This window comes from Streptomyces sp. NPDC005784, from assembly GCF_042871525.1.
In the GTDB taxonomy this organism is placed as follows: Bacteria; Actinomycetota; Actinomycetes; order Streptomycetales; family Streptomycetaceae; genus Streptomyces.
Map to the genome: position 1 here is coordinate 96532 of NZ_JBIAIQ010000002.1, position 22523 is coordinate 119054.

Consider the following 22523-nt stretch of genomic DNA (forward strand, 5'->3'; position numbering starts at 1 on the left):
AGACGGTCGGCTTCGCCCTCCGCCTCGGCGACCGCATCGGCGACGGGCGCTACTTCGCGAGCAGCTTTCGCAGTTCGCCTGTCACTGGGCTGTCTGTCTCCTCCAGGGCCTCCAGTGCCGACGTCCACTCCTGGTACGCCGCTTCGGCGTCGCCGCGTTCCCGTAGCAGCAGGCCCCGCTGGTGGCGGGCGAGGCCTCCGGTGTAGCGGTCGGCGCGACGGTCTGCCCGGCACCGCAGCAGATCGCACTCGCGCGCGGCGCGTTCCCAGTGGCCGACGCCGCGCAGGGCGCGTACCAGGCCGAGCCGGGTCTGTGACTCGCCGTGCCAGTCGCCGTGGCCGCCCAGGATGCGCAGGCTCTCCTCGAAGTGCGGTACGGCGGCGGCCGGTTCGCCGAGGGTGAGGTGGGCGTAGCCGATGTTGCAGTGCGCGGAGTGCCGGATGATCACGTCCTGCACGGCGTCGCCGATGGCGAGGCTGCGCTTGTGGTGATCGATGGCGGCCCGTGGATCGGTGTGCTCGTGCAGGTTGCCGAGGTGGCTGTAGGTGATGGCCTCCATGTGAAGGTCGCCCAACTCCCGCGAGAACTGCAGACTTTGGAGCAGGGCTTCACTGGACTCGGCGTAACGGCCGAGGCTTTCGAGGAGCATGCCCCGGTTGTTCAGCCCCCGCCGCAGGCAGGACCGCACTCCGAGGCGGCGCCAGATCGCGAGCGCCTCGTCGTTCAGGGTGAGGGCCTCGCCCACGCGGCCCGTCATGAAGTGCAGGCCCCCGAGGTCGCCGAGCGCGTACGCCTCGGCGGCCTCGTCGCCGAGCAGCCGCGCCGCTCCGAGCGCGGCCCGCTGAAGGACCTCCAACTCGGCCACGCGCCCACTGCGTTGGACGTACGGGTTGAGCATGCGGGCCAGTACGGGGACGTACGGCGAGGCCTGCGCGTACCGTTCCGCCAACGCGACCACGTTCGCCAGCTCCGTGTCGCCCCAGGCGAAGGCCTCCCGCCCAGAACAGAACGGGGGCGTGGCCGCGACGTCCGCCGCGTGCCCGGCCGGCTGCGAGGCGGTCGGCCTGCTGCGGTCCTCCCGGTCGAGACCGGGTTCGAGGATCGCCTCCAGGGAACGGGCGGCGACACCGGCGTACCAGCGCAGGGCGCGCTCGGCGACGACCGCGTCATGGCCGAGGGGAAGGACACCGGCGTGACCGACCGGGAGGGCCGGACCGGCACTGCCGGAGACCGCGACGACCTCGCCTCCGGAAGCGGCTCCGGGAGCCGAAGCGCCCGCGTTCGCACCCATGCCCGCTGTCGCGAGGACGCACTCCGCCGCGCCCGCGATCTCCCGGGCGAAATCCCGTACGAGGTCGTGCGGCGCGTAGCGGCCGTAGGCGGTCTCCTCCAGGAGGGCAACATCGACCAGGCGGTCGAGCGCGGCCTCGGCTCGGCGTTGGTCGGTGCCGGTGAGGCGGGCGACGAGGGCGGCTCCGTAGGCGGGCAGGTCGAGCGCGCCGATACGGCACAGGGCGAGCGCCGCGTCCCGGTCGGCCTCACGCTCGGAGGCCCGCAGCGCGTCGTGCGCGACGGCGAGCGAACGGCGCACGCTCAGGTCGTCGTACTCCAGATGATGCAACCGCCCTTCCGTGGCGGCCAGTTGACCGGCCAGAACGTCGGGGGTCAGAGCTCGGCGGGCGGCCAGGCGAGCCGCGACGACCCGGAGGGCGAGCGGCAGCCGGCCGGTGAGTTCGACGAGGGGGTGCCCGCCGTCGAGTCCGTCCCGGCGACCGGAGACCGCGCGGAGCAGGGCCGCGCTGTCCTCGTCCGTCAGCGGCGCGAGCGGGAAACGGTCGGCGCCGTCCAGGGCGGTGAGCGGCGAGCGGCTCGTCACGATCACCGCGCAGCCCGCGCCCGCCGGGAGCAGCGGCCGTACCTGCGCGGCGTGCGCCGCGTCGTCCAGCACCATGAGGGTGCGGGTGGGCGCGAGCATCGAGCGGAGCAACGCCGCTGCGGCGTCCGGGTGTTCGGGGATACGTCGGGGTTCCGCGCCCAGGTCGCGCAGGAGCGCGGCGAGCGCCTGACCGGCGGTGAGCGGGGTCATGCCGGGGGTGGCGCCGTGCAGGTTGACGTACAGCTGACCGTCGGTGAATCGGTCCCTCAGCCCGTGTGCGACGTGCAGCGCGAGCGCGCTCTTGCCTACGCCGGCCATCCCGCTGATCACCGCGACCCGGGGCATCCCGGTGGCGGGGTCGCCGCCGAAGGGCCGGCCGTGCGAACCACCCCGCGTCCCGTCGGCTGTTCCGCCGGCGGTCGTTCCGGCGGCGGTCGTTCCGGCCGCGGTCGTTCCGGCCGCGGTCGTTCCGGCGGCGGTCGGCCGGTCGGTGGTTCCGGTGGCCGTCCGGTCGGTCGTTCCGGCGATCGCCGCGTCACCGGGTGCGCCGCCTGACGCACTTCCGGACGCGCCTGCCGACGCGCCCGGGGATGCTGTCCGGTCGGGCCCGGCGTCCGGGTACGCCCGGGCCTCCGGGTGCGTCACGTGCACGGAGTGTTCCGGGTCCAGGACCTGGCTCAGCCGGGCGCGGGCGTCTTCACGGCCGGTGAAGTGCGCCGGAGGCGGCGGGAGTTGGGCAGGGCGGGGCGGCGAAGCCGGGTCCCGGTCGACCCGGGCGGAGCCGGCCGCGGATTCCGCCGCCCCGCCGTTCCCGTCCCGGCCACCACGCCGATCGCCGCCCCCGTCACCGCCACTGCTCCAGGTCCGATCCCCGCCCCCGTCCCCGTCCCGGCCACCACGTCGGTCCCCGTCCCGGTCCCCGCCCCCGTCACCGCCGCTGTTCCAGGTCCGGTCGTTGTTCCCGTTCCCGCCCCGGCCACCACGCCGGTCCCCGTCGCCGTGTCCGTCGCTGATCCAGGTCGGGGCGCTGCCCTCGTCACCGTCCCTGCTCCAGGACCGGCCGCCGCTCCCGTCACCGTCCCTGTCGTCGTCCCGGTTCCAGGGCCGGTTGCCGCTCCCGTCCATGTCGTGGTCGTGGTCGTGGTCGTGGTCGTGGCCGTTGTCGCGGTCGCGGCCACGGCCACGGCCGTCGTTCCGGAGCCAGTCGGCGTTCCTCCCCCGGTCCGTGGCTCCGCCCGGTGTTTCGTGCCTAGCCCTGCCCCCGTCGCCGGTCCGGCGCCTGCCAGGGGCTCCGGCGGCAACCCGGGGGCCGCCCCCGCCCATGACTCGATCGGCGGCGCGGACTTCACCCGGGGCCCGGTCGTTGTCCCGCAGGATCTCCAGGTGTGCCTTGCGTACGGCCGGGCCCGGCTCGATGCCGAGTTCGTCGACCAGGCGGGCCCGCAGGTCGCGGTGGACGGCGAGGGCTTCGGCCTGGCGTCCGGTGCGGTGCAGGACGAGCATCAGAAGCCGGTGGAACGACTCGCGGAGCGGATGCTCGGCCGTGCGGGCGGACAGCTCCGGTGCCAGCCGGTCGAGCCGGGAGGCCGTCGGGGCGAGGCACAGCTCCGCCTCGTACCGCCACTCCAGGACCAGCAGCCGGGCCTCCTCCAGACGCTGGAGGAAGCCGTGCCCGCCGGTCTCGGGCGGCAGGCCGCTCAGCGGGGTGCCACGCCACAGCGCGAGCGCGGCGGTGGACTCGCGCAGCGCCCGCTCCCAGTCGCGCTCGGCGTGCGCATCGCGCGCGAGGGTGGCGTGCCGCTCGAAGACGCGGACGTCCAACTCGCCCTCGCCGACCCGCAGGACGTACCCCGGCGGTACGGCGCGCAGCCGTTCCGGATCGTCGAGGAGACGGCGCAGCCGGGTCACATGGTTCTGCAGGGACGCCTGGGCGGAGGCGGGTGGCGTCCCGCCCCACAGCGCGTCCTTGAGCACGTCGACGGAGACGACCCGGCCCGGTTCGAGGAGCAGTGCGGCCAGCAGGGCGCGCATCTTGCCGCTGCCGATCGAGCCGACCCCGCCGTCGGCGTCGTACAGGACCGGCGGCCCCAGCAGCCCGAACCGCAGCCCGTTCCGCATCACGCCGCCCCACTGCCTTTCCGCCGACCGCTCGGGCCGCGCACCACGGCGGTTTCCCGCCCTCTCGGGGCGAGTTCACGCCGATCGACTGATCGTTCCCGTGGGAACCGTTGGCCTCATGTTAGCGATCCGTTGGCGCGGCCTGATCTGATCAGTCCATCGGATCTGGCCCGACGGTGCGCGCGTACTACGCGTAACTCGGGGGAGTGTCGCCGCCGCGGCCGGATCCGGGGACGTGAGAGGCCCCGGTCGCGAGGTGATCGACCGGGGCCTCCGTCCGTACAAGAACCACGGGAACGGCGAGAACCACAGAAGCCGCAAGGGCCTGTGAGCCGGGTTCAGATGACCGGCGGGCGCCCGAGACGGGTCAGCCGCCATACCGTCCGCCACCGCATCGGGCGCCGCTCTCCGCCGGACTGCCGCAGCCCCTCCGCGAATCCGCCGAACCAGGCCCTCAGCCCGCCGGCCGACCGCGTCCGCAGCAGCGTGAGCACGATCCAGATCCCCAGGTGCAGCGGGATCAGCGCCAGGGGCAGCCGACGACGGGTGAGCCAGACCCGGTTGCGGGCCGTCACGCGGTAGTAGATCGCGTGCCGGGCGGGCGAGGTCTTGGGGTGCTGGAGGAGCAGTTCGGGCTCGTACAGCACGGTCCAGCCGGCGTCTATGGCCCGCCAGGCGAGGTCGGTCTCCTCGTGCGCGAAGAAGAACTCGGCGGCCCAGTCCCCGGTCTCGGCGAGCATCGGCATGGACAGCGCGTGGCCGCCTCCGAGGAAGCCGGTGACCGGTCCGCCGCGCATCGGGTCCTTGGCCCCGACCCTCGGCACATGGCGGCGCTGCGTCTCCCCGTGCTCGTCGGCTATGCGGAAGCCGACGATGCCGAGCCGCGGCCGGGCGGCGTACAGGTCGCGCACCTTGCGCAGCACGTCGCCGTCGACGAGCAGCCCGTCGTCGTCGAGCTCGACGACGACGTCCACGTCCCCGAACTCACGGAGCCGGCTCAGGCCGACGTTCCGGCCACCGGGGCAGCCGAGGTTGTCGTCCAGTTCGACGGTGGTCACCTCGCCCGGCAGGCCGAGGCGTTCGGCGAACTCCGGCAGCGGACAGCCGTTGCCGACGATCACGATCCGGGTGGGCGCCACGTCCTGTTTGGCCACGGAGGTGAGCAGTGCGTCGACCTCGACGGGCCGGTTGCCCATGGTGACCACGGCAACGGCGATCCGTGGCCCCTCCTCCGCCTGTGACACGACACCCACCCCATCCCGGCCGACAACTGTGCCGCGATGCTAGCCGTTCACCGGAATTCCCCCTCACGTACGCTGTCCCGTCCGCCGCGTGTACGTCCTGATCTACGCCCATACGTCCATGCTCAGGGGCGCCGATTCTCCTTGCGCCGTACGAATTTCAGCCCCGACCAGTCCTCCCCCAGCGCCGCCACCTTCACGTCGACGACGCCTAGGGGCAGGAAAAGGTCCCGAAGATCGTTCTCCGTGATGTCGCTGCGGTGCCCGGCCGCGCGGCGGGGCCAGGCGATCCAGAGCATGGCTTCGTCGGACAGGTCCGTGACCAACCCGGCCGCCCGTGCCGCCAGTTCGGCGCGCTCCCGGAAGAAGGCGAGGGTGACGTCCGCCCCCTTCGGGCCGCCGTCCTCCACCTCGCAGCCCTCCGGCAGTCCGGGAATCTCCCAGTCCCGCGGCCCGTGGAACAGCCGCACCCGGTGCCCCGCCTTGATGCCGATCTTCCGGGCGAGCGGAGTACCGGAGTACCCGCCGCCCGCCGCGCTGGATCCCGTCATCCCCGCAGGATGACACCGCGCGGCCCGGTCAGCCCGCGTACGCGCCCCTGGCCTCGAGGTGTTCGACAGCGGGCGGGCCGGCCATCCAGTTCTTCAGGCCCGCCTGGAACTCACGGAACTCCACGATCGCGGGCAGCGGGTTCTCGGTCCCGTCCGCGAGTTCCAGCTGAGCGATGTAGGTGACGCCGTCGGGCAGCCGGTACGAGGCGTAGCGCACGCCCGCGGGCCGCGCCTCCTCGACGGCGGTGAACATCTTGTGCAGTGCCTCCTCCAGCTCGTCGACGAACTAGGGCTTCACCGTGGCACGCACCATCAGAACGGTCATGTTCTCGTCTCCTCCTCGGGCCGCCCCGTGCGGCGCCGTCGACTCCCTGACGCGCGGGAGCACGAGGGTGTGACCGGCACCGGAGGTGTGACGGATGGCGAAGGGGTCCCGGACGGCGAAGGGCGACCGGCGTCCCGGCGCTCCCGGCCAGGACCGGGGGGAGAGCCACAGGGGTGAGCCGGTCCGCGGAGTGGAGCCCGCGGCTCGACTACCGGTTGTCGGCGAGCGGGTTCATGCTGGTGGGAGCGGCCCGGTACCCCCGGACTTCCTCGGTGACCCCCGGGGATCCCGAGGCCTCCCGAGCCGGGGACAGCGGGCGCCCGGTCCACCGTAGGCGGGCGCCACAAGGTTCCGGAGGGCGCCATGAGCTCACCATCCGTCCCGCCGCCCGCCCCGCTCCCCCCGCTGGGACCGGGGGCCACGGACAAGGGCCTCAAGGGTGGCGCGCTGGGTCTGTTCTCGAGCACGGTGATCGGGCTGGCCTCCACCGCCCCCGCCTACAGCCTCGCGGCGACCCTCGGCGTCATCGTCGGAATCGTGGGCTTCCAGTCACCGATCGTGATCGTGCTGGCGTTCATCCCGATGTTCCTGATCGCCTACGGCTACAAGGAACTCAACCGGGCCGACCCCGACTGCGGCACCACGTTCACCTGGGCGGCCAGGGCCTTCGGCCCCCGTACCGGCTGGCTGGGCGGATGGGGCATCGTCGCGGCCGACATCATCGTGATGGCCAACCTGGCCCAGATCGCCGGCGCGTACGGCTTCCAGCTGATCGGCGCGGACGGGCTCGCGCAGAACACCTTCTGGGTCACCGTGGTCGGCGTCCTGTGGATCGCCGTGATGACCCTGATCTGCTACATCGGCATCGAGATCTCGGCCAACCTGCAGAAGCTGCTGCTCACCATCGAGATCGTGGTGCTGTGTCTGCTGGCGGTCACCGCACTGGTCAAGGTGTACGGCGGTACGGCGCCGAACGTGTCGTCGGAGATCTCGTGGTCGTGGTTCAACCCCTTCGAGATCAACTCGTTCGACGACCTGACCAAGAGCATCCTCGCCGGAGTGTTCATCTACTGGGGCTGGGACACTGCGGTGTCCGTGAACGAGGAGACCGTCGACCGCGACCGCACTCCGGGCCGCGCCGCCGTCATCTCCACCGTCATCCTGCTGCTCGTCTACCTCATGGTCACCACGTCCGCGCAGGCGTTCGCCGGAGTGGGCGAGCACGGCATCGGACTGGGCAACCCGGACAACTCCGGAGACGTCCTCTCCAGTCTCGGGTCCGAGGTCTTCGGCACCGGGGGCTGGGGCACGGTCGCCACGAAACTTCTGATCGTGATGGTCCTCACCTCGGCGGCGGCCTCCACCCAGACGACCATCCTCCCCACGGCCCGCACCACCCTGTCCATGGCCGCGTTCAAGGCCATCCCGCAGCGCTTCGCCCGCATCCACCCCCGGTTCCTCACCCCGACCTGGTCCACCGTGGGCATGGGCCTGGCCTCGATCGCCTTCTACGTCATGCTGACCCGGGTGAGCGAGAACGTCCTGGCCGACTCCATCGGCTCGGTCGGGTTGATGATCGCCTTCTACTACGGCCTCACCGGCTTCGCCTGCGTCTGGTACTACCGCAGGGTCCTGACCCGCAGCCCACGCGACCTCTGGACGCGCGGGATCATGCCGGGCCTGGGCGGCGCCATGCTCCTCTACTTCTTCATCAACGCGTGCTTCGTGTACGCCGCCGCCGACTACGGCAGCACTTCGTGGACCCTGCCGTTCCCGCCGCACTGGCAGCTCGGCGGCGTCTTCGTCACCGGCATCGGCGCCCTTCTCCTCGGTGCCGTCCTGATGTTCCTGTACAGCGCGTTCCGCCCGTCCTACTTCCGCAAGGAGACGATCGCGGTCTCGTCCCACGACCCGGGCGGCCACTGACCCCGACCTGCCGCACCGGACGGAGCCGCACAGCGGTGAGCCGCCCCGGTGGCGCGGGGGAAGAGGCCACCGGGACGGTGTTCCGGAGGGGCGGCACACCGGGACGGTGTTCCGGAGGGGCGGCGTCAGGCCGGTGCGCCCACCGCGACGTCCTGCGAGCCGTCGGGCCGTACCTCGCCGTCCTCGTCGACGTCCGGCGGAATGGTCGACAGCGCGCTGGCGTGCAGGTCCTTCGTACGCAGCATGGTGAATCCGACGAGCGCGGCGATGAACCCGAGGATCGCGCTCAGGGTCATGGCGCCGTGGAAAGCACTCATGAACGCGTCCTGCCCGGTGGCCAGCACCTTGTCGCGCAGGGGCCCCGCGGCCTTGGCGACGGCGTCCAGGGAGCCCGCGCTGATGCCGTGGGCGGCCTGCTCCGCGGCGTCGTTCCCCATCTGCTTGCCGACCGCGGAGGAGGTGAAGTCCTGGGACACGCTGTGCTGGAAGTACGCGCCGACGCCCGCGATCCCGACCGCGATACCGACCTGCTGGAAGGTCTCGTTGATGCCGGAGGCGACACCGGCCTTGGCCGGTTCCGTGACGCCGATGGCCAGCGCGGCCCTGGCCGGGTTGAAGGCGCCCATGCCGAAGCCGGCGATGACCAGCGCCGGGACGAGCACGGTCCAGGACGAGTCGGCCTTCGTGAGGTTCAGGGACAGGATGCCGACGCCCATGACCAGGGTCGAGCCGCCCAGCAGCACCCGGAAGGGGACCTTGCCGATGAGACCGCCGCCGAGGGCACCGGCCACGAACATCGCGCCCGTCAGCGGCAGGAACCGCAGACCCGTGCCCCAGGCGTCCACGTGCAGCATGTTCTCCAGATAGCTGGTCTCGAAGAACACCGACGGCAGGGCTCCGGCGTTGCCGATCATGGCGACGAGCGAGATGCCCACGAAGGTGGGGCTGCGGAAGAACGCGGGGTCGATCAGCGCGCGCTCGCCCAGCCGCCGCTCGATGACCACGAAGAGAGCCAGGAAGAGCACGCTGCCCGCGTACAGGCCGAGCGTGGTGCCGCTGGTACAGCCCTCCACGGGCCCGCGGATGGTGGCGAAGACCAGTGCTCCGAGCGCGAAGCTGAAGGTGCCGAGACCGGCCCAGTCGGTGGGGTGGGCCCGCCTGTTGAGCGACTCGCGGACGCGCAGCGCGCCGACGAGGAGGGCGATCACACCGACCGGCACGTTGATGTAGAAGATCCAGCGCCAGGACAGCGCGTTGATCAGCGAGCCGCCGATGAGCGGGCCGGTGGCGACGGCGAGACCGACGGCGGCACCGAACACGGTGAATGCGGTCGCCCGCTCCTTGCCGTGGAACTCGTGGCTGAGCATCGCCGGACCGACCGCGAACATGATCGCGGCGCCGACACCCTGGATGGCCCGGAACCAGCTCAGTTGCCCGGCTCCGTCGGCCAGACCACAGGCCAGGGAGGCGGCGGTGAAGACGGCGAAGCCGACCTGGAAGACCTTCTTGCGGCCGATCCGGTCGGCGAGCGAGCCCGCGGCCACCAGGAAGATCGCCAGCGTGAGGGCGTAGGCGTCGAACACCCACTGCAGGTCGGCGAAGCTGCTTCCCAGGGAGCGGTGGATCTGCGGGAGCGCGATCGACACCACGCTCAGATCGAGCATCAGCATGAACGAGCCCAACGCGACGATCCCGAGTGTCCACCACCTCGTGGGCGATGGTGCGCGTTCTGCGGACATGCGACAACCTTCCAATCAGTGGGATCTTTAGATGATGGAAATCTAGATGATTGGAAAGCCATACGTCAACGGTCGTGACTGTCGGTAGCGGCCGACGGGCTGATCGACCGACGCCCCACCGTCAGTCGCGGGCCGATCACCTGGAGTGATGGCCGCGGGCGCGAGGGCATGCAAAAAGCCCGCGGCGCCGTTCATGGCGGCGCCGCGGGCTTCTTCGAGGAAGTGTGCGTCAGTCGGTATGCGTGCGTCAGTCGGAGCAGACGCTCGCGGGCCAGCGGCCCGCCATCAGCACGCCGAGCATCTTGCGCAGCGACTCGCGCTCATCCTCCGCGAGTGCGCCGAAGAAGGCCGACTCGACCTCCGTGGCCACCCGGTCCGCCGTCGCGAGCGCCTCGCGTCCAGACTCGGTGAGGATCAGGTTGTAGCGCCGCCGGTCGGCCGGATTGCGCCGACGCTCGACATGCCGGTTGCGCTCCATCTCGTCGATCACGGTCACGACCGTGGTGGGATCGAGGCTGAGCAGTCGGCTCAGGTCCTGCTGGGAGAGTTCGGGCCCCCCGGCCAGGGCGGCCAGCACGAAGAAGTCGCGGATGCGCATACCGACCGCGCCCAGCGCCTTCTCCACGTCCTCCACCAGCACCAGCCCCGCCTTGTGGAGCAGGTAGCCGGGACGCTCGGCGATGAGGAAGTCCTTCCGGGGGGAAGCCCCGTGCTGCTCGGCGTTGCCGCTGCGCACCATGAGCCGACTCCTTCGATCGTGGCAGTCTCCACCATCGAAGATACAACGGTTCCCGGACGGGGAACCCCTCCCCTCAAGGGGATCACCCCGGCCGCGCCCCGCCACCCCCGAGGCCTCGGCCGCCCCGCAACAGGCTCCGGGCCAAAGGGAATTCACCGGTCCGCAGTCGACACTTGCACCCCGACCGGTTATGCCGTTGCAAAATCGACCGGACCGCAAGGGTCCGCATTCGACCAAATGGAAGCGGTCATTCTGCTCTCGCAGCACGATGGGCTCGATCGACGTGATACTCAGCGGTCGCCGCGGAAGCCTCCCGACCGGCGCCCACGCCTACCCCGTGGGTCACGCCCTCGCCACAGCAGAGCGGGTACCCCGCGACATTCTCATCTCAGCCGTGACTCACTCCCTGGTGGCTTCACCGGCGATCTGAGCAGGCCCCAGATCCAGAAGGACGAGCGCCGGAAGCCCGAGACGTAGGTCCCGGCGGCGCTCCGCTCGCGCATCGCTCACGCAAGCGAGCGACGGCGTCTCGGCCGTGTGACCCAGAGCAACAGAAAACCTCAGTCCGGCCACCGAGCCGCCGCACCCCCGGAAAAAGCAAAAGCCCCAGGTCACGGCGAGTGAGTCCTGAGGCTTCCACAGAGCCGCCTTCGGGATTCGAACCCGAGACCTACGCATTACGAGTGCGTTGCTCTGGCCATCTGAGCTAAGGCGGCGCGCTGCCCACACCTATGGTGTGATCGGCAACGTCGGTAAGTCTACACAGTTTCCGTGGGTGCTCCGCACACGCCCTGGGGCATGCGCTCCAGGGGTGCTCGGCAGGGCTATGAGCAGCGCTTTCCCTTCTCGGGAGGGGTGCCCTGGACGAGGTAGCGGTTGATCGTCGAGTCGATGCAGGTGCTGCCTCGGCCGTAGGCGGTGTGGCCGTCACCGACGTACGTGAGGAGGGTCCCGGAGGAGAGCTGGGAGGCGAGGGACTGGGCCCAGGGGTACGGCGTCGCCGGGTCGCGGGTGGTGCCGACGACGAGGATCGGCGCCGCGCCCTTCGCCTCGATGCGGTGGGGCTCGCCGGTGTTCTTCACGGGCCAGTACGCGCAGTTCAGTGAGGCCCAGGCCAGCCCCTCGCCGAAGACGGGGGACGCCTTCTCGAAGGCGGGGAGTGCCTGTTCCACCTGGTCCGGGCCGGAGAACGCGGCCGGCAGGTCGAGACAGTTCACGGCGGCGTTGGCGGACATCAGGTTCGCGTACCGGCCGTCGGCGTCCCGCTCGTAGTAGCTGTCGGAGAGGGCCAGCAGGCCCGCGCCGTCATTCTGCTTCATCGCGGACGTGAGCGCGTCGCGAAGCTGCGGCCAGGCCGTCTCGTCGTACATCGCCGCGATCACCCCGGTCGTCGCGAGCGCCTCCCCGACCTTGCGGCCGTCGGGGTCGCCCGCCGGGATGGGCTCCTTGTCCAGTTGCTGGAAGAACGCCTTCAGGTTCCTGCCCACCTGATCCGGGCTCGTGCCCGCATCGCCGAGCGGGCAGCCGCTGTGCCGCACACAGTCCTTCGCGAAGGACTGGAACGCGGTCTCGAACCCCGTCGTCTGCTCCTCGTTCAACTTGCGCGAGGTCAGGGACGGGTCCAGCGCGCCGTCCAGGACCAGCCGCCCCACCCGGTCCGGGTAGAGGCCCGCGTACGTCGCCCCCAGGAACGTCCCGTACGACGCCCCCACATAGGTCAGCTTCTGGTCGCCCAGCACGGCCCGCAGGATGTCCATGTCACGCGCCGCCTCGACCGTGGAGACGTGCCGGAGCAGCTCGGGCGAGTGCTGGCCGCAGCCTTCGGCGAACTTCTTGAACGCCTCGACGAGCTGATCCGTCTCCCGACCGTCGTCCGGCGTGGTGTCCGTCTGCGTGAACGCGTCCATCGCGCGGCCGTTGAGGCACTCGACCGGCTCGCTGCGGGCCACTCCCCGCGGATCGACCGCGACCATGTCGTAGCGCGCGCGGACCTCAGCCGGATAGCCGATCCCGGCGTACGACTGGAGATAGCCGACCGCCGAACCGCCCGGCCCTCCCGGATTGACCAGCACCGAGCCGAGGCGCTTGCCCGGTCCCGTGGCCTTCTTGCGGGAGACCGCCAGCCTGACGTCGCCCGCGCCCGGCTTCGCGTAGTCGAGCGGCGCCTTCATCGTTGCGCACTCGAAGCCGGGGACACCGCAGCTGCGCCAGTTCAGCTTCTGCTGGTAGTACGGCGACAGCGCCGACGGTGTGGCGCGCGGCAGCGCGGTGAGGGCCGCCTCGGTCGTCGCGGCCGTCGTCGTGGAACTCCCCGAGGAGCAGGCGGAGATGAGCAGCGCCACGGCGGCCAGCAGTACGCCGCTCGCACGGAGGGTTCGGGTCGGCCGAGAGGTGCGCCTCATGTGCATCTCGCGAGCGTAACCTTGCGCGATCAATTGATCACCTTCAGTCGCAGAAGCGGCTCGTACGAGTGACTCGGTCAACCGGTCGCCGGGCGCGTCGGCGCCTCTGACCGGGTCTCCCGGCCCGCATGTCCTGACGGGATGATCCGGGATGCGCGTCCTGACCGGACGGCCTGGGCCGCACACCTTCGTCGGGCCGTCCTGGACGCCGCTCCTGGCCGGGTGGCAGCCTGGAAGTCGCCTCCTGGCCGGGTGAGCCGGGTCGCAGGTTGTCCTGTCGACGCGGCGCCGGACGACGACGGAGAGCCGGACGATGACGGGGTGCCGGACCATGACGCGGGACCGGGCGACGACGGGGTCCCCGGCCGTCGTGCCGCCGCGCCGCGCGGCACTACGCGACCGGCCCCGCTGCCGCGCGCCGCATCGTGAAGGCATGAGGCGCGGATGGCACGCGGCGCGCACGCAAGGGGCTCAGCCCGCCCGGAGCGCCATCGTCATCGCCTCCACCGCGAGCAGTGGGGCGACGTTGCGGTCGAGTGCCTCCCGGCACGCGGCGATCGCGTCGATGCGGCGCAAGGTCGACTCCGGCGAACTGCCGCGGGCCAGCCGCTCCAGCGTGTCCCCCGCCTCCACGTTGGCGATGGCCAGGCGGGAGCCGAGCTGAAGGGCGAGTACGTCGCGGTAGAAGCCGGTGAGGTCGATCAGGGCCAGATCCAGGCTGTCGCGCTGTGTACGCGTTCTTCGGCGCTTCTGCCGGTCCTCCAGCTCCTTCATGACGCCCGCCGTGCCGCGCGGCATCCGACCGCCCTGAACGGCGCCGAGCGCCGTCTTCAGGTCCTCGGTCTCTTTGACGTCGACTTCCTCGGCGAGCTGTTTCGCGTCCTCCGAAGCCGTGTCGATCAGCTCCTGGGCCGCCTTGAGACAGCCGCCGATGTCGTCGATCCGCAGCGGAAGCTTGAGGACGGCGGCGCGGCGCTGACGGGCGCTCGGGTCCGTGGCGAGGCGGCGGGCCCGCCCGATGTGGCCCTGCGTCGCGCGCGCGACGGCCGCCGCGACGTCGGGCTCGATGCCGTCACGGCGTACGAGGATGTCGGCGACCGCTTCCACCGGTGGGGTGCGCAGCGTGAGCAGCCGGCAGCGGGAGCGGATGGTGGGCAGCACGTCCTCGATGGACGGCGCGCACAGGAGCCAGACCGTGCGGGGAGCGGGCTCCTCGACGGCCTTCAGCAGGACGTTGCCCGCGCCCTCCGTGAGACGGTCCGCGTCCTCCAGGACGATGACCTGCCAGCGGCCGACGGCGGGGGACAGCTGGGCGCGACGGACCAGGTCGCGAGTCTCCTTGACGCCGATGGAGAGCAGGTCGGTGCGGATGATCTGCACATCGGCGTGGGTCCCGATCAGGCTCGTATGACAGCCGTCGCAGAACCCGCAGCCGGGGATTCCGCCGAGCGCACGGTCGGGGCTCACGCACTGCAACGCGGCCGCGAACGCGCGCGCCGCCGTGGAGCGGCCCGAGCCGGGCGGCCCCGTGAACAGCCAGGCGTGCGTCATCTTGGACGCCTCGGGGAGCGGGGCCTTCGCGGCGACCGCGGTGACAAGGGCGTCGGCGTCCCGGGCAGCGGCGGCGAGCTGCTCGCTTACCTTCTCCTGGCCCACCAGGTCGTCCCACACAGGCATGGGCTCCGCCCTTCCGTCGCATTTTGTCTCGCGTCGTCCATTGTGCGGGTCGCCACTGACAATCGGGCCCCACCCGCCCGTTCACCGGCCCCAGGGAGCCGGACGCAGGGAGCCGGACGCAGGGAGCCGGACGCAGGGAGCCGGACGCGGGGAGCGGGCTGAATGCCGCCGGACCGCAGCCTGCCAGACCCGGGCGCGGGCCGCCGAACCGAACGCCGCTACCCGCCGCCGGGCCGTCGGAGCACCGGCACCTCCAGGGCTGCCAGGACACCGGGACACCGGGACACCGGGACACCGGGACACCGGGACACCGGGACACCGGGACACCGGGACACCGGGACACCGGGACACCGGGACACCGGGACAGGCGCGTGCTTCCGCACGCGCCGTGTCCGGCGGCCAGGGACTAGCGTCGTCGCCCGCCGCGTCCCTGCCCGTGCCCCTCGTCCCAGTCGTCCTCGTCCTCGCGCGGGCCCAGCAGTTCGTCCGCCAGGGTCGGGAGGTCGTCGAGCGGGGTCTCCTCGGCCCAGTCGGGGCGGGGCCTGCGGCGCGGGGCGCCCGTCTCGTCCACCTGCGGCAGTTCCCGCGTGCGGTCGACGGGACCCTCGGGCCCCGCTGCCGGCCGCTCGTCGCGGAAGAAGCCCCGGGGCATCCGGGAGCCAGGGTCACCGGACTGCACGTCGGCCCTGGCTCCCGCACCCCCGTCCCGTACCGGAGGAAGAACAGCCGTTTCGTCGGCCGCACCCGGACCCCGGGAGACGGGCGGCAGCACCGTCGTCTCGTCCGCCGCCCCGCCCGGAACCGGCGGCTTCGGCAGCGTGGCCGTGTCCTCGGCGTCGGAGCGGGACACCGGGCGCGTGCCCGCGCGGCCCCCACCCGGTCGTACCGGCGGGAGCACGGCGGTCTCGTCGGCCGCCGGGTCGGTCGTCACGACCGGCGTGGGCAGAGTCGTCTCGTTGTCAGGCACGGAAGCCGCCGCGGCCCATGAAGGCACCGAGGCAGACGGAGAAGCAGAATCGGAATCAGACGGAGAAGGTGACGGAGATGCCGAGGCTGTCGAAGCCTCACCGGCATCGCGTCCCGTCCTGGCGCCGGCATCGCGTCCCGTCCTGGCGCCGGCATCGCGTCCCGTCCCTGTGCCTGCCCCCGGACCGGTCGGGGCGCCGCTCCTCGGACCGGCCCCGGTAACCGTCCCTGCGCTCGACACCGCGGCCTCGGCCGAAGCCGCCGCGGTCGCCGAAGCGGCAGCCGCCTCCGCGGCGAGCCGTCGGGCCTCCTCGGCGCGCAGCAACGCTTCCTCGGCCTTGCGCTGCTTCTCCAGGCGACGCGCCTCGGCCTCGGCGCGCAGCCGCGCCTCCTCCTCGGCCTGCCTGCGCACCCGCTCCTGCTCCACGGCTCGGGCCTGTTCCTCGGCGAGAAGCCGGACCCGCTCCTCCTCGGCACGGCGGCGGGCCTCCTCGGCGCGCTGCCGCGCCTCCTCCGCCTGGCGCTCGGCCTCGCGCCGCTGGGCCTCTTCCAGCTCGCGCTGCTTGCGCTCCTCTTCCTCGGCGCGCAGTTTCGCGAGCTGCGCCTGGCGCTCGCGCTCCAGGCGCTCCTCCTCCGCCTTGCGGGCGGCCTCTTCCTCGGCCTTGCGCCGGGCTTCCTCCTCGGCCGCCCTGCGCGCCTCCTCCTGCGCCTTCACCTCGGCCTCGGAGAGGGGCAGCATCACGTCGAGCCGGTGTCGTACGACCGTGGTGACGGCCTCGGGCTCCTGTGCGGCGTCGACAACCAGGTAGCGGCTCGGGTCGGCGGCGGCGAGCGTCAGGAAACCGGACCGCACGCGCGTGTGGAACTCGACCGGCTCCGACTCCAGCCGGTCGGGCGCCTCGGTGAACCGCTCTCGGGCGGCTTCCGGCGACACGTCCAGCAGAACCGTCAGATGCGGTACGAGCCCGTCCGTCGCCCACCGGTTGATCCGGGCGATCTCCGTCGGGGACAGGTCGCGGCCCGCGCCCTGGTAGGCCACGGAGGAGTCGATGTAGCGGTCGGAGATGACGATGGCGCCCCGCTCCAGCGCGGGCCGCACCACCGTGTCGACGTGCTCAGCGCGGTCGGCGGCGTACAGCAGGGCCTCGGCGCGGTGCGAGAGGCCCGCGGACGACACGTCGAGGAGGATCGAGCGCAGCCGCTTGCCCACGGGTGTGGCGCCCGGCTCACGGGTCACCACGACCTCATGGCCCTTGGCCCGGATCCAGTCGGCGAGGGCCTGCGCCTGGGTGGACTTGCCGGCCCCGTCGCCGCCCTCCAGGGCGAGGAAGAAGCCGCTCGTCGCGGGGGCCTGCGCCGGGTCGTCGCCGCCGCGCAGCGCGTCCAGCAGGTCCTTGCGCAGCGGCACCCCGGAACGGTCGTCGACCTTGGCGAGCACCATGGCGGCGACGGGCAGCAGGAGCGCGCCGACCAGCATCACGGTGAAGGCGGCGCCGCCGTGCGCGAACACGAACTTGCCGTTCTCCAGGCGGTGCGGGCCGATCGCGGCGGCCACCAGCGGCGCCACGATCGCGCCGACCGCCACGAAGACCCGTACGACCGCGTGGAGGTGCTCGGTGGTGCGGGCTCGTCGGTAGTCCTCGGCCTCCTGGTCGAGGAGCGCGTGCCCGGTGTTGGCGGCGACACCCGCGCCGACACCGGCGAAGGCCACGATCAGCAGGACGGCGGTGACGTCCGGGACGAGACCGGCGACGAGCAGCGCGACCCCGGTGAAGGCGATCGCGAGGGCGAACAGCCTGCGCCGCGACAGCGACGGGAGCATTGAGGGGGCCGTGCGGATGCCGACGACCACGCCGCCGGTCAGGGCCAGCACCAGCAGGCCGTACAGCACGGGTCCGCCGCCCAGGTCGATGGCGTCCAGCACGGAGACGGCGACCGCGGCCGAGATCGCCCCGGCGACGGCCCCGCAGGCCGGCACCAGAAGCGGAATCGCGCCGGTGCGGCCCTTGTCGACGCCGGTGCCCGTCTTCGGGCGGCGCAGTCCTTCGAGCGGCGACCGCGCGCGCGGGGTGCGGGCGTCGGGCAGTTCGAGGAAGGTGATCACCGACAGGGAGGCCGCGAACAGTCCGGCCGCGACGTACGAGGCGAGCGCCGCCTGGTGCTGGTCGAACCAGTCGATCCCGGCGCCCAGCAGGTTGCTGACGAGGGAGACGACGACCAGGGTGACGGCCGCGATCGGCACCGCGACGAACGCCGTACGCAGGGACAGCCGCCGCAGCGCGTCCATGTGGTCCGGCAGCGGGCGCACCGTGGCGCCCTCCAGCGGCGGGGCGGGCAGCAGCGCGGGCGCCGCGCTCTCCCGGCACACCGTCCAGAACCGCTCGGCGACTCCGGACACGAAGACGATGACCAGGAGGACGGCGAGCGCGTTGTCCGGGGTCCAGTCGATGAACAGCGGCGCGACGATGAGGAGCGCGGCCCGCAGGCCGTCGGCTCCGAGCATGGTCCAGCGCCGGTCGAGAAGCCCGTCGGGGGAGGTCAGCGACGTCAGGGGTCCGAGGAGCACGGCTCCGAAGAGCAGCGTCGCGAGGACGCGCGCCCCGAAGACGGCAGCCACGGCGAGGGCGGCCCCGCGGGCCCCACCGCCGAAGGAACCCTCGGAGATCGCCGCCTGGAGGGTGAGGACGACCAGGACGAGAAGGGCCAGCGCGTCAGCGACACCTCCCACGAGGTGGGCGCTCCACAACCGCTTCAACTGCGGTTGACGCAGCAGGGCGCGGACGGCACGCTCGCGTGAATCCGCGACCAGTGAGTCGTCGGGGGCCCAGTTCTGGGCCGTTGGCTGCTCGGCTCGCGTCATCCTGCCAGCCTATCCGGACCCACTGACTCCCCGGAGGGGTGCCCGAACATACGGACGCCCCCACACCAAATGGTGTAGGGGCGTCCACTTCTCCGACATGGGTCCGAGTCCGGTGAAGGCCACCGAAATCGCGGAAATTTCGGAGGGCTGAGGCACAGGAGCCCGCCGGGTTCGGCCGGTGCCTCAGCCTTCGGAGGCCGCCGTCTTCTTCGCGGCGGTCTTCTTGGCAGGCGCCTTCTTGGCGGCCGTCTTCGACGCGGTCGTCTTGGCGGCGGCCGTCTTCTTGGCCGGTGCCTTCTTGGCGGGCGCCTTCTTGGCAGCCGCCTTCTTCGCGGTCTTCTTGGCCGGACCCTTGGCACGCTTCTCGGCGAGCAGCTCGTAGCCGCGCTCCGGCGTGATGTCCTCGACGCTGTCGTCGGAACGCAGGGTCGCGTTGGTCTCGCCATCGGTCACGTACGGCCCGAAGCGGCCGTCCTTGACCACGACCGGCTTTCCGCTGACCGGGTCCTCGCCCAGCTCCTTCAGCGGCGGCTTGGCGGCCGCACGGCCCCGCTGCTTGGGCTGGGAGTAGATCTCCAGCGCCTCTTCGAGCGTGATGGTGAAGAGCTGGTCCTCCGCGGTGAGCGACCGCGAGTCCGTGCCCTTCTTCAGGTACGGCCCGTAGCGCCCGTTCTGCGCGGTGATCTCGACACCCTCGGCGTCCTTGCCGACGACGCGCGGCAGGGACATCAGCTTGAGGGCGTCGTCCAGGGTCACCGTGTCGACCGCCATCGACTTGAACAGCGAGGCGGTACGCGGCTTGACGGCGTTCTTGCCCGTCTTCGGGGTGCCCTCGGGGAGCACCTCGGTGACGTACGGGCCGTAGCGGCCGTCCCTGGCGATGATCTGGTGTCCCGAGTGCGGGTCGGCGCCGAGCTCGAAGTCACCGCTCGGCTTGGCGAGCAGTTCCTCGGCGAGTTCGACCGTCAGCTCGTCCGGGGCCAGGTCCTCCTGCACGTCCGCGCGCTGGTGGTTCTCGGAGTCCTTCTCGCCGCGCTCGACGTACGGGCCGTATCGGCCGACGCGCAGCACGATGTCGTTGCCGACCGGGAAGGAGGACACCTCACGGGCGTCGATGGCGCCCAGGTCCGTGACGAGCTCCTTGAGGCCGCTCAGGTGGTCGCCGTCGCCGGCCCCGGCGGCGGCGGTCGCCTCGCCCTCACCGAAGTAGAAGCGCCGCAGCCACGGCACGGCCTGCGCCTCACCGCGCGCGATGCGGTCGAGGTCGTCCTCCATCTTGGCGGTGAAGTCGTAGTCGACGAGCCGCCCGAAGTGCTTCTCCAGGAGGTTGACCACGGCGAACGACAAGAAGGAGGGCACCAGGGCCGTCCCCTTCTTGAAGACGTAACCGCGGTCGAGGATCGTGCCGATGATCGACGCGTACGTCGACGGGCGGCCGATCTCGCGCTCTTCGAGCTCCTTGACCAGGGACGCCTCGGTGTAGCGGGCCGGCGGCTTGGTGGCGTGGCCGTCGACCGTGATCTCCTCGGCGGACAGCGGGTCGCCCTCGCTGACCTGCGGGAGACGGCGCTCGCGGTCGTCGAGCTCGGCGTTCGGGTCGTCCGCGCCCTCGACGTACGCCTTCAGGAAGCCGTGGAAGGTGATCGTCTTGCCGGACGCGCTGAACTCGGCGTCACGGCCGTCGGCGGCCCGGCCGGCGATCTTCACCGTTACGGAGTTGCCGACCGCGTCCTTCATCTGGGAGGCGACGGTCCGCATCCAGATCAGCTCGTACAACCTGAACTGGTCGCCGGTCAGTCCCGTCTCGGCGGGGGTGCGGAAACGATCACCCGAAGGGCGGATCGCCTCGTGCGCCTCCTGCGCGTTCTTGACCTTCCCGGCGTACGTACGAGGCTGCGCCGGCAGGTAGTCGGCGCCGTACAGCTGCGTGACCTGGGCACGGGCGGCGGTGATCGCCGTGTCCGACAGGGTCGTGGAGTCCGTACGCATGTAGGTGATGAAGCCGTTCTCGTACAGCTTCTGCGCCACCTGCATGGTCGCCTTCGCGCCGAAGCCGAGCTTGCGCGAGGCCTCCTGCTGGAGCGTCGTCGTACGGAACGGCGCGTACGGCGAGCGGCGGTACGGCTTGGACTCGACCGAACGGACCGCGAAGTTCGTGTCCTGAAGGGCGGCGGCGAGCGCACGGGCGTTCGTCTCGTCCAGGTGGAGCGTGTTCGCGCCCTTGATCTGGCCCAGCGAGTCGAAGTCGCGGCCCTGCGCGACGCGCTTGCCGTCGACCGAGGTGAGACGGGCGATCAGATTGGACGGGTCGCTGGCGTCACCGGTGCGGCCGGTGCCGAAGGTGCCGTTCAGGTCCCAGTACTCGGCGGAACGGAAGGCGATGCGCTCGCGCTCCCGCTCGACGACGAGCCGGGTCGCCACGGACTGGACGCGGCCCGCCGACAGGCGCGGCATGACCTTCTTCCACAGGACCGGCGAGACCTCGTAGCCGTAGAGGCGGTCGAGGATGCGGCGGGTCTCCTGGGCGTCGACCATGCGCTTGTTGAGCTCGCGCGGGTTTTCCACGGCGCTGCGGATCGCGTCCTTGGTGATCTCGTGGAAGACCATCCGGTGGACGGGAACCTTGGGCTTGAGGACCTCCAGGAGGTGCCACGCGATGGCCTCGCCCTCGCGGTCCTCATCGGTGGCGAGGAAGAGCTCGTCGGAATCCTTCAGCAGATCCTTGAGCTTCTTTACCTGGGCCTTCTTGTCGGCGTTGACCACATAGATCGGCTGGAAGTCGTTCTCGACGTCCACACCGAGGCGGCGGACCTCACCGGTGTACTTCTCCGGCACCTCCGCGGCACCGTTCGGGAGGTCGCGGATGTGCCCGACGCTCGCTTCGACGACATAGCCGGGGCCGAGATAGCCCTTGATCGTCTTCGCCTTGGCAGGCGACTCGACGATGACGAGTCGGCGGCCGCCGTGTGCGGTGTCGCTGGTCGGGGACAACTTCGCTCTTCTCTCCGGTCGACGCGGAATCTCCCCGGGGCTTGATTCCCGAGGGATCGGGTCATGCTGACGCTGCGGAGTGTGACGGTACATCCCGCCCCCGTGTCAAACGGGAAAAGCCCGCAACGGCCACTCGAACGGTAACCCGACTACCGCCATTCCTGCCGCCCGGAGTGTCGACCAGCGCTTTCGGGCCCATCCGGAGGGTAACTTCCCAGTTACCGAAGACCCGGTTCTCACGCGCGGTTTCACACGCGTGTGAAGCACCACATTCCGAGCGCCAGTGCCCCGCTTCCGGCGACGCCCGCGAGGGTCGCCGATGCGACGCGGTTCACACCGTCCGCGACCGGCTCACCCTGTCGCACCCGAATCACCGTCCAGGCCAGGATTCCACCTCCGAACAGGGCGAACACCACCCCCGCGAAGATCGCCGGTCCGCTTTCCATGGCTCTGTCCTTCCGCCCCGAGTCCTCAGGCTCGGGAGGCTGACACGCCCTGGCAGCGTACGTACGAACCCACGGTGAACACCGGGCAACCGGCATCCCATGGGCCTCCCACACCTCACCCGGCGCCGTCGTCCCCCGGCCGTCCTTTTCTCATCCGACGCGGCCCACGGCGCGCCCGACTGTGGCGAATCCGTCGCCCCGCCCCCGTCCCGGTCCCGTCGTCGCCCGGCCGGCGGCACCCCTTCGCCTCCGCTCCCGGCCGCCCGGCTCACCTCGAACCCGCAGCCGCAGCCGCAGCCGCAGCCGCGGAGCTTCCCCCGCAGCCGATCCCCTGCTTCTCGTCTTCTCGTCCATTTCTGCAGGCCATTTCTCGCAGCCCGAGTCCGTCTCCACTTCCCTGTCCGTCTCTGTCTCCATGCCCATGCCCATGCCCATGCCCATGCCCATGCCTGTGGTCCGGCGGCGAGGTCGAGGCCCAACGGTCACCCGCGGTGTCCGTGCGGCGCAGGCGCACAGGGCAACGCCGTCCGAGTGCAGGACGTGGCGCGAGGTCGGCGGCCCGGGTGGCGGGATCTCAGGGGGCGAGCCCGGGGGCGGGATGGCCGAAGGTGCCGAGGATCCCGACGGTGGCGGTGGCGGTGACGGGGCGGTGGCTACGGCGGAGGC

At 71.6% G+C, this 22523-nt stretch carries 12 protein-coding genes and 1 tRNA gene; 1 reads left to right on the forward strand and 12 read right to left on the reverse strand.

Annotated elements, in window-relative coordinates; genetic code table 11:
• Window positions 1–49: 49 nt before the first annotated feature.
• The 4 genes from ACFYR3_RS03380 to ACFYR3_RS03395 form a co-directional block, all read right to left on the reverse strand.
• The gene (locus tag ACFYR3_RS03380; RefSeq protein ID WP_389281295.1) at window positions 50–3994 is read right to left on the reverse strand and encodes a BTAD domain-containing putative transcriptional regulator; all 3945 of its coding nucleotides are present in this window, start codon (window positions 3992–3994) and stop codon (window positions 50–52) included.
• Between the two features lie 338 nt (window positions 3995–4332).
• Window positions 4333–5247, reverse strand: a complete 915-nt coding sequence (locus tag ACFYR3_RS03385) for a glycosyltransferase (RefSeq protein ID WP_355842761.1) — start codon at window positions 5245–5247, stop codon at window positions 4333–4335.
• A 113-nt stretch (window positions 5248–5360) separates the two neighbouring features.
• On the reverse strand, window positions 5361–5786 hold the full coding sequence (locus tag ACFYR3_RS03390) for a DUF3052 domain-containing protein (protein WP_355842764.1): 426 nt from the start codon (window positions 5784–5786) through the stop codon (window positions 5361–5363).
• A gap of 28 nt (window positions 5787–5814) precedes the next feature.
• A complete protein-coding gene (locus ACFYR3_RS03395) occupies window positions 5815–6039 on the reverse strand; it encodes a hypothetical protein (RefSeq protein ID WP_355842767.1) in 225 nt (74 codons plus the stop codon).
• Between the two features lie 435 nt (window positions 6040–6474).
• Between ACFYR3_RS03395 and ACFYR3_RS03400 the strand changes: the two genes are divergently transcribed.
• A complete protein-coding gene (locus ACFYR3_RS03400; protein WP_355842770.1) occupies window positions 6475–8037 on the forward strand; it encodes an APC family permease in 1563 nt (520 codons plus the stop codon).
• 125 nt (window positions 8038–8162) lie between these two features.
• On the opposite strand, the gene ACFYR3_RS03405 is transcribed toward ACFYR3_RS03400, so the two are convergent.
• The 8 genes from ACFYR3_RS03405 to ACFYR3_RS03440 form a co-directional block, all read right to left on the reverse strand.
• Window positions 8163–9776 (reverse strand): MFS transporter, encoded by a 1614-nt coding sequence (locus tag ACFYR3_RS03405; RefSeq protein ID WP_389281298.1) that lies wholly within the window; start codon window positions 9774–9776, stop codon window positions 8163–8165.
• 247 nt (window positions 9777–10023) lie between these two features.
• A complete protein-coding gene (locus ACFYR3_RS03410; protein ID WP_355842776.1) occupies window positions 10024–10515 on the reverse strand; it encodes a MarR family winged helix-turn-helix transcriptional regulator in 492 nt (163 codons plus the stop codon).
• A gap of 642 nt (window positions 10516–11157) precedes the next feature.
• Window positions 11158–11231, reverse strand: a tRNA-Thr gene (locus tag ACFYR3_RS03415).
• Window positions 11232–11339: 108 nt separating this feature from the next.
• Entirely contained in the window at window positions 11340–12923 is a 1584-nt protein-coding gene (locus ACFYR3_RS03420; protein ID WP_389281300.1) for an alpha/beta hydrolase, read from the reverse strand.
• Window positions 12924–13388: 465 nt separating this feature from the next.
• Window positions 13389–14594 carry a DNA polymerase III subunit delta' gene (locus ACFYR3_RS03425; protein ID WP_355842782.1) on the reverse strand — a complete coding sequence of 402 codons (1206 nt, stop codon included), beginning with the start codon at window positions 14592–14594 and terminating at the stop codon, window positions 13389–13391.
• A gap of 406 nt (window positions 14595–15000) precedes the next feature.
• Window positions 15001–18420 (reverse strand): dTMP kinase, encoded by a 3420-nt coding sequence (gene tmk, locus ACFYR3_RS03430; protein ID WP_389281303.1) that lies wholly within the window; start codon window positions 18418–18420, stop codon window positions 15001–15003.
• A gap of 183 nt (window positions 18421–18603) precedes the next feature.
• The gene (gene topA / locus ACFYR3_RS03435; protein WP_355842788.1) at window positions 18604–21411 is read right to left on the reverse strand and encodes a type I DNA topoisomerase; all 2808 of its coding nucleotides are present in this window, start codon (window positions 21409–21411) and stop codon (window positions 18604–18606) included.
• A gap of 248 nt (window positions 21412–21659) precedes the next feature.
• Window positions 21660–21857 carry a hypothetical protein gene (locus ACFYR3_RS03440; RefSeq protein ID WP_355842790.1) on the reverse strand — a complete coding sequence of 66 codons (198 nt, stop codon included), beginning with the start codon at window positions 21855–21857 and terminating at the stop codon, window positions 21660–21662.
• Between the last annotated feature and the right edge of the window lie 666 nt (window positions 21858–22523).